General features: G+C 68.5%; 17 protein-coding genes. 8 read left to right on the plus strand and 9 right to left on the minus strand.

The features are described from left to right. The 6 genes from VFR90_RS04645 to VFR90_RS04670 all read right to left on the minus strand — a co-directional run. Window positions 1-447: HAD hydrolase-like protein (locus VFR90_RS04645; protein WP_326404888.1), on the minus strand; the 447-nt coding region annotated here is incomplete at its 3' end. Next, window positions 447-1,331 (minus strand): phosphoribulokinase, encoded by an 885-nt coding sequence (locus VFR90_RS04650; RefSeq protein WP_326404890.1) that lies wholly within the window; start codon window positions 1,329-1,331, stop codon window positions 447-449. The genes VFR90_RS04645 and VFR90_RS04650, both read right to left, overlap by 1 nt. Before the next feature lie 20 nt (window positions 1,332-1,351). Next, window positions 1,352-2,431, minus strand: coding sequence for a class 1 fructose-bisphosphatase (locus VFR90_RS04655; protein ID WP_326404891.1), 1,080 nt, complete (start codon window positions 2,429-2,431; stop codon window positions 1,352-1,354). A gap of 19 nt (window positions 2,432-2,450) precedes the next feature. Continuing rightward, on the minus strand, window positions 2,451-3,368 hold the full coding sequence (gene cbbX / locus VFR90_RS04660; RefSeq protein WP_326404893.1) for a CbbX protein: 918 nt from the start codon (window positions 3,366-3,368) through the stop codon (window positions 2,451-2,453). 20 nt (window positions 3,369-3,388) lie between these two features. Then, window positions 3,389-3,823: a ribulose bisphosphate carboxylase small subunit gene (locus VFR90_RS04665; RefSeq protein WP_326404895.1), complete on the minus strand. Its 435-nt coding sequence runs from the start codon at window positions 3,821-3,823 to the stop codon at window positions 3,389-3,391. Between the two features lie 14 nt (window positions 3,824-3,837). Then, complete coding sequence (locus tag VFR90_RS04670; protein WP_326404896.1) at window positions 3,838-5,325, minus strand: ribulose-bisphosphate carboxylase large subunit; 1,488 nt, start codon at window positions 5,323-5,325, stop codon at window positions 3,838-3,840. 109 nt (window positions 5,326-5,434) lie between these two features. On the opposite strand from VFR90_RS04670, the gene VFR90_RS04675 reads away from it, so the two are divergent. After that, a complete protein-coding gene (locus tag VFR90_RS04675; protein WP_326404897.1) occupies window positions 5,435-6,388 on the plus strand; it encodes a LysR family transcriptional regulator in 954 nt (317 codons plus the stop codon). 53 nt (window positions 6,389-6,441) lie between these two features. On the opposite strand, the gene icd is transcribed toward VFR90_RS04675, so the two are convergent. Then, entirely contained in the window at window positions 6,442-7,695 is a 1,254-nt protein-coding gene (icd, locus tag VFR90_RS04680; protein WP_326404898.1) for an NADP-dependent isocitrate dehydrogenase, read from the minus strand. Between the two features lie 183 nt (window positions 7,696-7,878). Between icd and VFR90_RS04685 the strand changes: the two genes are divergently transcribed. Continuing rightward, complete coding sequence (locus VFR90_RS04685) at window positions 7,879-8,331, plus strand: DUF192 domain-containing protein (protein ID WP_326404899.1); 453 nt, start codon at window positions 7,879-7,881, stop codon at window positions 8,329-8,331. Window positions 8,332-8,382: 51 nt separating this feature from the next. Here VFR90_RS04685 and VFR90_RS04690 read toward each other — a convergent pair whose 3' ends face one another. Next, window positions 8,383-8,964 carry a superoxide dismutase gene (locus VFR90_RS04690; RefSeq protein WP_326404900.1) on the minus strand — a complete coding sequence of 194 codons (582 nt, stop codon included), beginning with the start codon at window positions 8,962-8,964 and terminating at the stop codon, window positions 8,383-8,385. Between the two features lie 120 nt (window positions 8,965-9,084). Continuing rightward, entirely contained in the window at window positions 9,085-10,389 is a 1,305-nt protein-coding gene (gene xseA, locus VFR90_RS04695; RefSeq protein ID WP_414676489.1) for an exodeoxyribonuclease VII large subunit, read from the minus strand. A gap of 361 nt (window positions 10,390-10,750) precedes the next feature. Between xseA and VFR90_RS04700 the strand changes: the two genes are divergently transcribed. From VFR90_RS04700 to adk, 6 genes are all read left to right on the plus strand, one after another. Further along, entirely contained in the window at window positions 10,751-11,389 is a 639-nt protein-coding gene (locus VFR90_RS04700; RefSeq protein ID WP_326404902.1) for a MotA/TolQ/ExbB proton channel family protein, read from the plus strand. 19 nt (window positions 11,390-11,408) lie between these two features. Then, window positions 11,409-11,843, plus strand: a complete 435-nt coding sequence (locus VFR90_RS04705) for an ExbD/TolR family protein (RefSeq protein ID WP_326404907.1) — start codon at window positions 11,409-11,411, stop codon at window positions 11,841-11,843. A 14-nt stretch (window positions 11,844-11,857) separates the two neighbouring features. Beyond that, window positions 11,858-12,934 carry a tetraacyldisaccharide 4'-kinase gene (gene lpxK, locus VFR90_RS04710; protein ID WP_326404903.1) on the plus strand — a complete coding sequence of 359 codons (1,077 nt, stop codon included), beginning with the start codon at window positions 11,858-11,860 and terminating at the stop codon, window positions 12,932-12,934. After that, a complete protein-coding gene (locus VFR90_RS04715) occupies window positions 12,919-13,113 on the plus strand; it encodes a Trm112 family protein (protein ID WP_326404904.1) in 195 nt (64 codons plus the stop codon). Before lpxK ends, VFR90_RS04715 begins: the two co-directional genes overlap by 16 nt. 32 nt (window positions 13,114-13,145) lie before the next feature. Then, window positions 13,146-13,922 carry a 3-deoxy-manno-octulosonate cytidylyltransferase gene (gene kdsB, locus VFR90_RS04720; protein WP_326404905.1) on the plus strand — a complete coding sequence of 259 codons (777 nt, stop codon included), beginning with the start codon at window positions 13,146-13,148 and terminating at the stop codon, window positions 13,920-13,922. Window positions 13,923-14,005: 83 nt separating this feature from the next. Next, window positions 14,006-14,560 (plus strand): adenylate kinase (adk, locus tag VFR90_RS04725; protein ID WP_326404906.1); only part of this gene is annotated, 555 nt, incomplete at its 3' end.

A 14,560-nucleotide genomic window follows, 5' to 3' on the forward strand; every position in this document is an offset into this window, starting at 1 on the left:
ATCGCCGCCGATGACGAGCTCGAAGCAGCCATCGAGCGCCGTCACCTCAAGCACGCGGCGCGCATGGCGCAGTTCCTTGTTGGTCACGCAGGCGAGCCGCAGGCCCGCCTGCTTGAGGCGGTCGAGCATGTCGCGGCAACCCGCATAAGGTTGCGCTACGGTTCCGGTGGTGTCCTGGTAGTGCCGATCCATCGCGGACAACAGCGACGACACCGGTACGCGCTCGGCCAGGCCCGGCTCGTCCTGCTCGCACAGCGCATGCAGGCGCCGGATCAACTCGTGCGTGCCGGCACCGACGAAGAGCGTGATCTGCGCCGGCGAGCGTCGTGCGAGCCCGTGGGCCTCGAGCACGCGGTTGGCCGCTTCGGCGATCTCGGCGGCGGTATCGACCAGCGTGCCGTCGAGGTCGAAGCTGATGAGCTGCCAGCGGCGCTGCTTGGGCGCCATCACAGCGCGCCCACGTTGCGCTGGCGCCTTTCCATCATCCGCCAGATGAAGGGCGTGAAGATCAGCTGCATCGCGAGATCCATCTTGCCGCCCGGCACGACGATGGTGTTCGAGCGCGACATCCACGACTTGTCGATCATCTGGAGCAGGTAGGGGAAGTCGATGCCCTTCGGGTTCGCGAAGCGGATGACGCAGATGCTCTCGTCGGCGCTCGGGATGTCACGCGCGATGAAGGGGTTGCTGGTGTCCACCACCGGCACGCGCTGGAAGTTGACGTGCGTGTGGGCGAACTGCGGAACGATGTAGTTCACGTAGTCCGGCATGCGGCGCAGGATGGTGTCCGTCACCGCCTCGGTCGAGTAGCCGCGCACGTGCTTGTCACGCCAAAGCTTCTGGATCCATTCGAGGTTGATCACCGGCACCACGCCGATCAGCAGATCCGGGTAGCGCGCGATATCGACTTCGGGCGTGACGACCGCGCCGTGCAGCCCCTCGTAGAAGAGGATGTCGGTGTTGGGCGGCAGTTCTTCCCAGGGCGTGAAGGTGCCGGGCTCCTGGCCGTAGGGCGCGGCCTCGACCGGATCGTGCAGGTACTTGCGCCGCCGCCCGCCGCCCGATTCGCTGTAGCTGCGAAACAGCTGCTCCAGTTCGGGGAAGAGGTTGTTCTCCGGCCCGAAGTGGCTGAAGTTCATGTTGCCCTCGGCCTCGGCCTCGCTCTGGCGCGCCCGCATTTCCTTGCGGTCGTGGCGATGGAAGCTGTCGCCCTCGATGATCGCGGCGCTGATGTTCTCGCGGCGGAAGATGTTCTCGAAGGTGCGCGTGACCGAAGAGGTGCCGGCGCCGGACGAACCGGTGATCGCGATGATGGGATGGCGTTCGGACATGACGTTCGTTGCGCGGATTCTCAGGCTCGGAACAAGCTGCGCTCGCCGAACAGCGGCGTCGGGTGCTCGCGGGCATCGGGCTCGCGGTGGTAGCGCTCGATGCGTTCGACCTCGTTCTTCGAGCCGAAGATGCAGCCGACCGTCTGCTGCATCGTGCTCGGGGTGACGCCCAGCACCGGCTGGCGGCCGGTGCTCGCGCGCCCGCCGGCCTGTTCCATCACGAAGCCGATCGGGCCGGCCTCGTGCAGCAGGCGCAGGCGGCCGGAGCGGTTGGTCTCCTGCGTGTCGCGCGGATCGAGGAAGACGCCGCCGCGCATCAGGATGCGATGGGCCTCGGCCACCGTGCTCGCGATCCAGCGCATGTTGAAGTCCTTGCCGCGCGGCCCCGTACGTCCGGCCATGCATTCGTCGACGTAGCGCTTGACCGGCGGCTCCCAGAAGCGGCTGTTCGAGCTGTTGATCGCGAACTCCTGCGTGTCGTCGGGCACCTGGATGTTCGGGTGCGTCAGCACGAACTCGCCGAGGTTCGGGTTCAGCGTGAAGCCGGCGACGCCGTTGCCCACCGTCAACACGAACATCGTCGTCGGGCCGTAGAGCGCGTAGCCCGCCGCGACCTGCGTCGCGCCGGCCTGCAGGAAGTCGGCCTCGCAGGCATCACGACCGTTTGTGATCGCGTCGGCCGGCGCGCGCAGGATCGAGAAGATGCTGCCGACCGAGACATTGACGTCCAGGTTGGCGGTGCCGTCGATCGCATTGAACACCAGCAGGTACTTCCCGCGCGCGTGGCCCGGCGGGATCTGCACCAGCCCCAACGCCTCGCCCGAAGCCATGCCCGCGAGGTGCCCGTTCCAGTCGTTCATGCGCACGAAGATCTCGTGGCCGAGCAGGTGGAGCGCCTGCGGCGGATCGCCGTCCTGCGTGCGCAGACCGGCCGCCGCGGCGCCCTCGCCGAGCGCGCCGAACGAGACGATGCGCGCGAGCGCCTTGCAGGCGATCGACGCATCGAGGATCAAGCCGTTGAGGTCGCCGCTGGCCTGCGGAAAGCGGCGCCGCTCCTCGATCAGGTAGCGCGTCAGCGTCCAGCGTTGCGAAAGAGGCATCCCAGCGTCCTTGTGCCGTTCAAGTCTGCGTGAACACGCGGCTCGCGCGGATGTCCGCGGCGCTCAGTGTGGTCAGCTCCTCGCGCGTCCACGCGCGATCGCGGTCGGCGAACAGCCGGCTCGCCTGGCGCAGCCGCATGCGGTCGAGCGCATTGCGCACGCTGCGCGCGTTGGCGAAATGCGGCTGGGCGATGCGGCGCGCAAGGTAGTCGGCGAAGACCTCGCGCGCGCCGGCGTCGAAGCGGAAGCCCGCGGCCTCGAGCATGCGGTCGGTGATCGCGAGCAGCTCGTCGGGCGCGTAGTCGGGGAAGTCGAGGTGGTGCGCGATGCGGCTGCTCATGCCGGGATTGGACTGGAAGAAGGTGTCCATGCGCGCTTTGTAGCCGGCGAGGATCACGACGAGGTCGTCGCGCTGGTTCTCCATCACCTGCAGCAGGATCTCGATCGCCTCCTGGCCGTAGTCGCGCTCGTTCTCGGGGCGGTAGAGGTAGTAGGCCTCGTCGATGAACAGCACGCCGCCCATCGCACGCTTGAGCACTTCCTTGGTCTTGGGCGCGGTATGGCCGATGTACTGGCCGACGAGATCGTCGCGCGTCACCGCGACGAGGTGCCCTTTGCGCACGTAGCCCAGCCGGTGAAGGATCTGCGCCATGCGCATCGCGACCGTCGTCTTGCCGGTGCCCGGGTTGCCGGTGAAGCTCATGTGCAGCGACGGTGGCGCGCTGCCCTGCTTCTGCACGACCCCGAGCCCCGTGCGCAGCCGGTCGATCACCAGCAGCGCGGCGATGTCGCGGATACGCTGCTTCACCGGCACGAGCCCCACCAGATCGCGCTCCAGCTCGTCCATCACCGCTTCGACCTGGCTTTGCGCCAGCACCTCGCTGACGGTGCGCGGCGCGGCCTTCGCCGGGGCAGGCTCGATCACCGCGTCCGTCATGCCACCCTCCTCGCGCCCCGCTAGTAGCGCTCGCCTTCGGGCTTGTCGGTCGCGTAGGACGAGACGCGGTAGCGCAGCTGCCGGCCTTCGGCCTCTTGCCGCGCGAGCCCGAAGCCCGGCTCGTTCTTCGGCCGGTTGACGATGAACGACATCCGCGGCGACTCGACGCCGCACGTCGAATCGAAAGCCGTCACGCGGATGTAGTGGCTCGGAAACGTCTTCCGGCACTGATTGATTTCCGCAAGGATGCCGGCCGGATCCTTCAGGTCGAACATCGGGTTGCCGAACATGTCCCAGTAGGTGTTGCGCGGGTGCGGATCGTCGGTGTACTCGATGCCGACCGCGTAGTGGTGCTTCAGCGCGTACTCGAGCTGCTTGGCGATCTGAGCGTCGGTGAGATCGGGCAGGTAGGAGAACTGGCCCTGCGTGAGGCGGCGGCCGTGGTTGGTCATCATGGCTTGATGTCCTTTCAGGCCGACAGCGTCGGCGTCGGCACGAAATCCGCGGTGTCGGTGGATTCGTAGTTGAAGCTGACTTCGCCCCAGGTGTCGAGCGCCTGCTTCAGCGGCGTGCACCACTTGGCCGCGTCCTGAAGGATCTGCGGGCCCTCGTTCCAGATGTCGCGGCCCTCGTTGCGTGCCAGCACCATCGCTTCGAGCGCGACGCGGTTGGCGGTTGCGCCGGCCTGGATGCCCTGCGGATGGCCGATGGTTCCGCCACCGAACTGCAGCACCACGTCCTCGCCGAGGTAGGTGAGCAGCTGGTGCATCTGCCCGGCGTGGATGCCGCCTGAAGCCACCGGCATCACCTTGTTCAGCGAGGCCCACTCCTGCTCGAAGAACAGGCCCTTCTCCAGCTGCACCTGGGTGCGGGTGTCGAGCAGCGTGTCGTAGAAGCCCCGGATCATCATCGGGTCGCCCTCGAGCTTGCCGACCACGGTGCCCGCGTGGAGGTGATCGACGCCGGCCATGCGCATCCACTTGCAGATCACGCGGAAGTTCATGCCGTGGTTCTTCTGCCGCGAATAGGTGCTGTTGCCGGCGCGGTGCAGGTGGAGGATGACGTCGTTCTTGCGCGCCCAGGCGGCCATCGACTGGATCGCGGTGTAGCCGACGACCAGATCGATCATGACGATCACCGAGCCCAGGCTCTTCGCGAACTCGGCGCGCTCGTACATCGCCTCCATCGTACCGGCGGTGACGTTGAGGTAATGGCCCTTCACCTCGCCGGTCGCTGCACTCGCCTTGTTCACCGCTTCCATGCAGTACAGGTAGCGGTCGCGCCAATGCATGAAGGGCTGCGAGTTGATGTTCTCGTCGTCCTTCATGAAGTCCAGGCCGCCCTTCAGGCCTTCGTAGACAACGCGGCCGTAGTTGCGGCCGCTCAGGCCGAGCTTCGGCTTGGTGGTCGCGCCCAGCAGCGGGCGGCCGAACTTGTCGAGCCGTTCCCGTTCGACGACGACGCCCGTCGCCGGGCCTTGGAAGGTCTTGAGGTAGGCCACCGGAATGCGCATGTCCTCCAGCCGCAGCGCTTTCACGGCCTTGAAGCCGAAGACGTTGCCGATGATCGATGCGGTGAGGTTGGCGATCGAGCCCGGCTCGAACAGGTCGAGGTCGTAGGCGATGTAGGCGAAGTACTGCTGCTCCGTCTTCGTGCCTGGGCCGGTGTGGGGCACCGCGTCGACACGGTAGGCCTTGGCGCGGTAGAGGTCGCAGGCCGTCAGCCGGTCGGTCCACACGACCGTCCATGTGGCGGTCGAGGATTCGCCGGCCACCGCGGCCGCGGCTTCTTCCGCATCCACGCCTTCTTGCGGCGTGATGCGGAACAGCGCGATCACGTCGGTCGTCTTCGGCTCGTAATCGGGCTGCCAATAGCCCATCTGCTTGTACTTGAGCACGCCGGCGCTGTAGCGCTTCCTGGCGTCGGTGACGATGCCTTCGTCGACGGCTTGGTTCACGGCGGCTCCTTGATCGCGGGTCACGACAGCCCGCCGAATCAATGTAGGACCCGCCTCGATTCAGCGATAGTCAGACCTTCTTCCCTGATTCATCAGGCCGGGCTGAACGATGAACATCAGCTTTCGCCAGTTGAAGGTCTTCGTCGAAGTCGCCCAGCAAGGAAGCATGGCGCGCGCCGCGCAGTGCCTGCACCTGACGCCGCCGGCGGTCTCGATGCAGGTCAAGGAGCTCGAGGCGCAGGTCGGGCTGTCGCTGTTCGACCGGCACGGCCGCCAGGTCAGCCTGTCGACGGCCGGCGAGTACTTCCTCGTGCACGCCCGCCGCCTGCTGGCCGACCTGCGCGAGACCGACATCGCGATGACGCGCTTCAAGAAGCTCGAACATGGCGTGCTCACGATCGGCATCGTCAGCACCGCGACGTACTTCGTGCCGCAGCTGCTGGCGCGCTTCCACGAGGAGCATCCCGGCGTCGAGGTGCGCCTGAAGGTCGCCGGCAACCGCGAGCAGCTGGTCGCGCAGATGGAAAGCGGCGAGATCGATCTTTCGGTGATGGGCCGGCCGCCGCGAGAGATCGCCACGCGCGCCGAGCCCTTCGCCGCGCATCCCTTCGTTTTCGTCGCGCCACCCAAGCATCCGCTCGCGGCCTTGGGCCGCGCGCCGATGAACGCGCTGCACGGCCTGCCGATGCTGGTGCGCGAGCAGGGCTCCGGCACGCGCGCCGCCTACACCGCATTGATCGCCGAGCACCGCATCGAGCCGCGCATCACGATGGAGATGTCGAGCAACGAGACGATCAAGCAGGCGGTGATGGCCGGCATGGGCCTGGCGTTCCTGTCGCTGCACACCGTCGGGCTCGAGGTGCGCAGCGGGCTGCTCGCGGTGCTGGAGATCGACGCGACGCCGCTGATGCGCACCTGGTTCGTCGTGCGGCTGCAGTCGAAGCTGCTGTCGCCGGCGGCCGAGGCGTTTCGCTACTTCATCCTTGAACGGGCCGAGGATCACCTGCGCGCGCACGACGCGCCGCTGCTTCGGGCCGCGCACGCTGCGGCGGGCGTGCCATGAAAAAACCCCGGCGCCTCGCGGCAGCCGGGGTCGGTTCAGGCAGGAAGCTCAGATCACATCTGCTCGATCATCACTTCGCCGAAGCCCGAGCAGCTGACCTGTGTCGCGCCGTCCATCAGCCGTGCGAAGTCGTAGGTGACCTTCTTGCTCTGGATCGCCTTTTCCATCGAGCTGATGATCAGGTCGGCCGCTTCGGTCCAGCCCATGTGGCGCAGCATCATCTCGGCCGAGAGGATCTCTGAGCCGGGGTTGACGTAGTCCTTGCCGGCGTACTTCGGCGCGGTGCCGTGGGTCGCCTCGAAGCAGGCGACCGAGTCGGAGAGGTTGGCGCCCGGCGCGATGCCGATGCCGCCGACCTGCGCCGCCAGCGCGTCGGAGATGTAGTCGCCGTTCAAGTTCAGCGTCGCGATCACCGAGTACTCGGCCGGGCGCAGCAGGATCTGCTGCAGGAAGGCATCGGCGATCGAGTCCTTCACTACGATGTCCTTGCCGGTCTTCGGGTTCTTGAACTTGCACCACGGCCCGCCGTCGATCAGCTCGGCGCCGAACTCCTTTTGCGCCAGGGCATACGCCCAGTCGCGGAAGCCGCCCTCGGTGAACTTCATGATGTTGCCCTTGTGCACGATCGTGACGTTGGGCTTGTCGTTGTCGATCGCGTACTGGAAGGCCTTGCGCACCAGGCGCTCGGTGCCTTCGCGCGAGACCGGCTTGATGCCAATGCCGGAGGTCGCCGGGAAGCGGATCTTCTTGACGCCCATCTCGTCCTGAAGGAACTTGATCAGCTTCTTCGCTTTGTCGCTCTCAGCCTCGTACTCGATGCCGGCGTAGATGTCCTCCGAGTTCTCGCGGAAGATGACCATGTCGATCTTCTCGGGCTCCTTCACCGGCGAGGGCACGCCCTTGAAGTACTGCACCGGGCGCAGGCAGACGTAGAGGTCGAGTTCCTGGCGCAGCGCGACGTTCAGGCTGCGAATGCCGCCGCCGACGGGCGTCGTCAGCGGCCCCTTGATCGAGACCACGTACTCGCGCAGCGCGGCCAGCGTCTCTTCGGGCAGCCACACGTCGGGGCCGTAGATCCGCGTGGACTTCTCGCCCGCGTAGATCTCCATCCAGTGGATCTTCTTCTTGCCGCCATAGGCCTTGGCGACCGCGGCGTCGACCACCTTGATCATCACCGGCGTGATGTCGAAGCCGGTGCCGTCGCCCTCGATGTAGGGAATCACCGGCTCGTCGGGAACCTTCAGCGAGGAGTCGGCGTTGACGGTGATCTTCTGGCCGCCGGCCGGGATCTTGATGTGCTGGTACATGAGGCGAATCTCCGCGGTGGACGACGCTTTGCAAACGACAAAGAACGGACGAAATTCTAGGCGGCGTTCCGGCAAGCGCGAGCCGGTTCGCGACGATCCCCGCAGCCTCCGCCGGCCTGCCGCCTTGCCGACTCGCCGCGCTAAATTGCGGCGCCCAAGCTTCGACTGCCTGCCGTGACGTCCATGCCTTCGCGATTGCCGATCCGCCTCGTCGTGGCGCTGTCCATCGGTGCGGCAAGCGCCGCGCCGGCACAGGAAGGCCCGCAGAAGCTGGCCGCGATCCGGCTCAACGCCGGCATCCACAACATCCAGGCCGAGGTCGCGCGCACGCCCGAGCAGCGCGCGATCGGCCTGATGCACCGGCCGACGCTGGGGCCCAACGACGGCATGCTGTTCGTCTTCGAGCAGCCGGCGACGCAGTGCTTCTGGATGAAGAACACGCTGATCCCGTTGTCGATCGCCTTCGTCGCCGACGACGGCCGCATCGAGTCGATCGCCGAGATGCCGCCGAAGACGCTCGAGTCCACCTGCTCGTCCAAACCCGTGCGGCTGGTGCTCGAGATGAACCAGGGCTGGTTCGCCAAGCGCGGCATCAAGGCCGGCGATCGGCTGGCCGGCGGCGCGTTCTCGCGCTGAAACGAAAAGGCCGGTCGCGATGACCGGCCCGATCGGCGAGCCGCGAAACCCTCAGCCGGCGCGCTCCTGCGCCTTCGGCCAGTTGACGAGGTGCGCGAAGAAGGTCTCGATGAACTTCGGCCGCGCGTTGCGATGATCGATGTAGTAGGCGTGCTCCCAGACGTCGAGCGTCAGCAGCGGCTTATCGCCCGTAGTGAGTGGCGTCTGCGCGTTGCTGGTGTTGACGATGTCGACGCTGCCGTCGGCCTTGGCCACCAGCCAAGTCCAGCCCGAGCCGAAGTTGCCGACCGCGCTCTTGGTGAACGCTTCCTTGAAGGCGGCGTAGCTGCCCCACTTGGCGTTGATCGCGTCGGCCAGCTTGCCGCTCGGCTCGCCCCCGCCCTGCGGCTTCATGCTTTCCCAGAAAAAGCTGTGATTCCACACCTGCGCGGCGTTGTTGAAGATGCCGCCGCTGGAGCTCTTGACGATCTCCTCGAGCGACTTCGCCTCGAACTCGGTGCCCTTGATGAGGTTGTTCAGGTTGGTGACGTAGGCCTGATGGTGCTTGCCGTAGTGGAAGTCGAAAGTCTCCTTCGACATGTGCGGCGCCAGGGCGTCGGCGGGGTAAGGCAACGGCGGGAGCTTGTGTTCCATGGTGTCTTTCCTTGCTCTTGAAGGTGGCTGGGAGACCGGGTGGACGATCCCGAGAGGAGAGCGACGGACGATTCTAGGCAGCCGCCTACGACCATCGCGCTGGCCGGGGCTCGCCGCGACTCAAGCGCGTTCGTCGTCGAGGCGCACCGCGAGGACGCTGGCGTCGATCGCGCCGTCGGCCAGCCGCGCGCGCACGCGCTGGCCCGGCGCGACCGCGGTGGCCGACACCAGCGTGCGGCCGTCGTCGTCGCTGAGCCACGCGTAGCCGCGCGCGAGCACGCGCTGCGGGTCGAGCGCGGCGAGCCGCGCACCGGCAAGTTCGAGCCGGCGCGCCGCGAGCGAGCTCGAGCGCGTTGCAGCAGCGGCCAGGCGATGCAGCGCAGCGGCCTGGCGCTGTCGTTCGACCCGCAAGACGCGCTGCGCCGCGTTCGCATGCCGCTCGCGCAGCGCCAGCAGCCGCTCGCGCGCATTCGCCAGCGCACGCGCGGGCCGCGCGACGCGCAGTGCGTGCCGGTCGACGGCCTGCGCTTGCGCTTCGAGGCGCCGACGCAGCGCGCGTCGGCCGCGCTCGGCCAGCGTGTCGAGCGCGATCGCGAGTTGCGCGCGCGACGGCGTGGCCAGCTCGGCGGCAGCGGTCGGCGTCGGCGCGCGCAGGTCGGCCGCGAGGTCGGCGAGCGTCACGTCGGTCTCGTGGCCGATGCCGGCGATCACCGGCACCCCGCAGGCGGCGACCGCGCGCACCAGCACCGGCTCGTTGTAGGCCCACAGGTCTTCGAGCGAACCGCCGCCGCGCACCAGCAACACCGCATCGACGAGGCCGCTGCGCCCCGCCGCGGCCAACGCTTCGGCCAGCGCGGTAGCGGCTCCCGTGCCCTGCACCGGCGCCGGAAAGACGTGCAGCGCGACCTGCGGCGCGCGGCGCGCGAACGAAGCCAGCACATCGTGCAGCGCCGCGGCAGCCGTCGAGGTGACGACCGCCAGCGCCCGCGGATGCGCCGGGATCGGGCGCTTGCGCGCATCGTCGAACAGGCCTTCGGCGTCGAGTTCGGCGCGCAGGCGGCGGAAGCGTTCGAGCAGCGCGCCGTCGCCGGCGCGCCGGATGCTTTCGGCCACCAGCTGCAGTTCGCCGCGCGCCTCGTAGACCGCGAGGCGGCCGCGCAGCTCGACTTCGTCGCCGTCGCGCGGCTCGAAGCCGGCGAGCGCGGCGGCGCGGCGGAACATCACGCAGCGGATCGCGGCGCGGCCCTCGGCGTCCTTCAGCGCGAAGTAGCAATGCCCGCTCGCGGCACGCGAGAAGGCCGCGATCTCACCGCGGACCGCCAACGCCGGAAAGCGCGCGTTCAGCGCATCGCCGATCGCCAGCACCAGGGCCGCGACGTCCCACACCTTGACCGCCGGCGCGGCCGCCTCGAAAGGCCGGTTCATCGGCCGCCCGGGCACGCCGGATCGCGTGTGCACACGGTGGTCCGGGCCACGCAGCCCCTGCGGATGCGGGGTCGGAACTCCACAAGCGCGCCAATCAAGGCCTGCCGGCTGGGTGCGGCTGTCATCGACTCGTCAAACTGACGCAAGTCATTGTTTTGCAAGGGTTTCTGCCTGCTCATCGAACGAGCAATCTGTACGAAGCGTGGATTGGCGCGCCTTGCGGGCACTGAGCGGTGCGGTTGCCCACAAAGTTGTCCACACCAACGGTGGACGGTTGCATTTTGCGTTTGCCGCGGCGCTTGGCTGGACGCCGCAAGGGCCGTCGCCATAATGCGCGCCAGCCGAAATCCGGGGGACCTCTTTGCTTTCGATCATCCAAGCGGCCGGGTGGCCGATCTGGCCGCTGGTGCTGTGTTCCGTCGTGGCCCTGGCCCTGGTGATCGAGCGCTTCAACAGTCTTCGCACGATCCGCGTCGCGCCGCCGCGGCTGCTCGACGAAGTGCTGTCGGTCAGCAGCAAGAGCCTGCCGTCGCCCGAGGTGGTCAACAAGCTGTCGGCGAGTTCGACGCTCGGCAGCGTGCTCGCCAGCGGTCTGCGCGCGGTGATCGCCGATCCGCGCATCAGCGAAGAAGGTCTGCGCCTGGCCTTCGAATCCTCGGGCCGCGCCGCGGTCCACCGTCTCGAGCGCTACCTGAACACGCTGGGCACGATCGCCTCGGCCGCGCCGCTGCTCGGGCTGCTCGGCACGATCATCGGGATGATCGAGATCTTCGGCTCGCAGGCGCCGAGCAGCGGCGTCGGCGGCAACCCGGAACAGCTGGCGCGCGGCATCTCGATCGCGCTCTACAACACCGCGTTCGGGCTGATCGTCGCGATCCCGTCGCTGATGTTCCACCGCTACTTCCGCGGCCGCGTCGACGAGTACGCCATCGCGCTCGAGCAGGCCTGCGAGCGGATGACGCCGCACCTGCTGCGCTTCGTCTCGCGCAGCGGCGGCTGAGGAGCAGCCTTCGATGGCGCTGAACTTCCGCCCGCGCCGCAGCGACGAGCCGGAGATCAACCTGATCCCGTTCATCGACGTGCTGCTGGTCATCCTGATCTTCCTGATGCTCTCGACGACCTTCTCGAAGTTCACCGAGCTGAAGATCAACCTGCCGTCGGCCGATGCGGAGCGTGCACGCGACTATCCGAAGGAAATCATCGTCGGTGTCTCCAGCGACGGCCGCTACACCGTGAGCGGCCAGGCGGTCGCGGGCCGCGACGTGGCCACGCTCGGCGCGGCGCTCGCGGTCGCGGCCGAGGGCAACCGCGAGCGAGTGGTGATCGTGTCGGCCGATGCCAGCGCGGCCCACCAGAGCGTGATCAACGTGATGGACGCGGCGCGGCGGGTGGGCCTCTCGCAGCTGAGCTTCGCGACCCAGGCGGGCCGCAACGGCGCAGCCGGCTCGAATTGAGCGAGCGCCCGCGCTTGGCGGGCTTCGAAGCGACGCTGACTTTGGCCTGGCTGCAACGCGGGCCGCTGGCCTGCGCGCTGTGGCCGCTCGGCCGGCTCTACGCGGGCGTCACCGCGCTGAGGCGCGTCGCTTACCGGCGCGGCTGGCTCGCCACCGTGACGAGCGCGGTGCCGGTGATTGTCGTGGGCAACCGAGTCGCCGGCGGCGCGGGCAAGACACCGACGGTGCTGGCGATCGTCGACCACCTGCGCGCGCGTGGCCGCAGGCCCGGCATCGTCTCGCGCGGACATGGACGAAAGGGCCGCGAGCCCACGGTGGTCGAAGCCTCGAGCCACGCGGGAGCCGTCGGCGACGAGCCGCTGCTGCTGTACCGGCGCGCAGGCGTGCCGGTGGTGGTCGGCGCCGATCGCGCGCGCGCGGCCGCGCTGCTGCTCGATGCGCATCCCGAGCTCGACTGTCTCGTCGCGGACGACGGCCTGCAGCACCTGCGCTGGGCGCGTGATGTCGAGGTCGTCGTGTTCGACGCGCGCGGCGCCGGCAACGGCTGGCCGCTGCCTGCCGGGCCGCTGCGCGAACCGATCGACGCAGCCCCGCGCGGCCGGCATCTGCTGCACCTCTACACCGACGGTGTCCGCAGCACGCGGATCGCGGGTGCCATCGCGCGGCGGCGCATCGGCGGCGTCGTCGACCTCGCGGCTTGGTGGCAAGGCGAGCCGGCTTCGGCCGCGGCGTTGTCCGCCTTGCAGGATCGTGCGCCGCTCGCTTGCGCCGGCATCGCGCAGCCGCAGCGCTTCTTCGCGATGCTCGCTGCGGCCGGCCTGCACTTCGAGGCACTGCCCCTGCCCGATCACGCTGCGTTCGAGACGCTGCCCTGGCCGGCGAGCGCGACGGACGTGGTGGTCACGGAAAAGGACGCGGTCAAGCTGGATGCGCAACGCCTCGCGCGCGAGCGGCCCGCGACGCGCGTCTGGGTCGCGCCGCTAGACTTCGAGCCCGAACCGGCCTTCGGCGCACTGCTCGATGCGGCCCTCGCCGACCTGGCCCCGCGCCTGCGTAATCCACCCGCCAAGACACGATGGACAGCCGATTGATCGCCCTGCTGGTCTGCCCCGTCTGCAAGGGCCCGTTGAGCCGCGAGGACGCTGCGCCCGAACTGGTCTGCAACGCCGACCGACTCGCCTACCCGATCCGCGACGGCATCCCGGTGATGCTCGAAGGCGAGGCGCGCAGCCTGGACGAGCCGCTGTCGCAGCCGGCGCCACTCGACTGACACGCCCGCGCCGAAGCGGCGCCGCCGGCACCATGCCCTTTTCCGTCCTGATCCCCGCGCGGCTCGCCTCGACGCGGCTCGCGAACAAGCCGCTCGCCGACATCGCCGGCCTGCCGATGGTGGTGCGCGTCGCGCGGCAGGCGCAGCGAAGCGCGGCGTCGCGGGTCGTGGTCGCGGCCGACGACGCGCGCATCGTCGCAGCATGCCGTGAGCACGGCATCGACGCGCTGCTGACCCGCGTCGAGCACGCGACCGGCAGCGATCGCCTCGCCGAAGCCTGCGCGCTGCTCGGCCTGGCCGGCGAAGAGATCGTCGTGAACGTGCAGGGCGACGAGCCGCTGATCGAGCCGGCACTGATCGACGCCTGCGCGCAGTTGCTCGCCGAACGTGCGGAATGCGTGATGGCGACCGCCGCGCATTCGATCGACACGCTGGCCGATTTGCGCAACCCGAACGTCGTCAAGCTGGTGTGCGACGCGCTCGGCCGCGCGCAGTACTTTTCGCGCGCGCCGCTGCCCTGGTGGCGCGACGGCTATGCGCGCGGGCTGGATCAGCCGGGCGTCGAGCTGCCGCAGCCGCGTCCGCTGCGGCACGTCGGCCTCTACGCCTACCGATGCGCCTTTCTGCAACGTTTCCCGCAGCTGGCGCCGAGCCCGTTGGAGCAACTCGAGTCGCTGGAGCAGTTGCGCGTGCTGTGGCACGGCGAGCGCATCGCGGTGCACGTGACCCCGCTTCGGCCGCATGCCGGCGTGGACACCGCGGAGGACCTGGAGCGTGTGCGCGCGCTGCTCGGCCCGGCGCGCCGCTGAGCGCAATCGCTCGAAAACCTGCGGTCGCCTGCGCTGAAAACCTGCGTAGCATGCCGGCTCGACGAAGCACGGAGAGATTCGCGATGAGACTGATCCTGCTGGGCGCACCCGGCGCCGGCAAAGGCACGCAAGCGGCCTTCATCTGCCGGCGTTTCGGCATCCCGCAGATCTCCACCGGCGACATGCTGCGCGCAGCGGTCAAGGCGGGCACCAAGCTCGGCGTCGAAGCGAGGAAGGTGATGGACGCAGGCGGCCTGGTGGGCGACGACATCATCATCGGCCTCGTCAAGGAACGCATCGCGCAGCCCGATTGCTCGAACGGCTTCCTGTTCGACGGCTTCCCCCGCACGATCCCGCAGGCCGACGCGATGAAGGACGCGGGCGTCAAGCTCGACTACGTGCTGGAGATCGACGTGCCCTTCGAGGCCATCGTCGAGCGCATGAGCGGACGCCGCTCGCACGTGGCCTCGGGCCGCACCTACCACGTCAAGTTCAATCCGCCCAAGGTGGCCGGCGTGGACGACGTGACCGGCGAGCCGCTGATCCAGCGCGACGACGACCGCGAAGAGACCGTGATGAAGCGCCTGCAGGTCTATGCCTCGCAGACCCGCCCGCTGGTGGACTACTACGCGAGCTGG

The sequence above is a fragment of the Methylibium sp. genome (genome assembly GCF_035762065.1).
Taxonomy (GTDB): domain Bacteria; phylum Pseudomonadota; class Gammaproteobacteria; order Burkholderiales; family Burkholderiaceae_C; genus Methylibium.

What these genes read in the sequence shown, in the direction of transcription:
- VFR90_RS04650 (WP_326404890.1), bottom strand. Translation starts at nt 1,331, where the DNA reads ATGTCCGAACGCCATCCCATCATCGCGATCACCGGTTCGTCCGGCGCC.
- VFR90_RS04655 (WP_326404891.1), bottom strand. Translation starts at nt 2,431, where the DNA reads ATGCCTCTTTCGCAACGCTGGACGCTGACGCGCTACCTGATCGAGGAG.
- cbbX (WP_326404893.1), bottom strand. Translation starts at nt 3,368, where the DNA reads ATGACGGACGCGGTGATCGAGCCTGCCCCGGCGAAGGCCGCGCCGCGC.
- VFR90_RS04665 (WP_326404895.1), bottom strand. Translation starts at nt 3,823, where the DNA reads ATGATGACCAACCACGGCCGCCGCCTCACGCAGGGCCAGTTCTCCTAC.
- VFR90_RS04675 (WP_326404897.1), top strand. Translation starts at nt 5,435, where the DNA reads ATGAACATCAGCTTTCGCCAGTTGAAGGTCTTCGTCGAAGTCGCCCAG.
- icd (WP_326404898.1), bottom strand. Translation starts at nt 7,695, where the DNA reads ATGTACCAGCACATCAAGATCCCGGCCGGCGGCCAGAAGATCACCGTC.
- VFR90_RS04685 (WP_326404899.1), top strand. Translation starts at nt 7,879, where the DNA reads ATGCCTTCGCGATTGCCGATCCGCCTCGTCGTGGCGCTGTCCATCGGT.
- VFR90_RS04690 (WP_326404900.1), bottom strand. Translation starts at nt 8,964, where the DNA reads ATGGAACACAAGCTCCCGCCGTTGCCTTACCCCGCCGACGCCCTGGCG.
- xseA (WP_414676489.1), bottom strand. Translation starts at nt 10,389, where the DNA reads ATGAACCGGCCTTTCGAGGCGGCCGCGCCGGCGGTCAAGGTGTGGGAC.
- VFR90_RS04715 (WP_326404904.1), top strand. Translation starts at nt 12,919, where the DNA reads ATGGACAGCCGATTGATCGCCCTGCTGGTCTGCCCCGTCTGCAAGGGC.
- kdsB (WP_326404905.1), top strand. Translation starts at nt 13,146, where the DNA reads ATGCCCTTTTCCGTCCTGATCCCCGCGCGGCTCGCCTCGACGCGGCTC.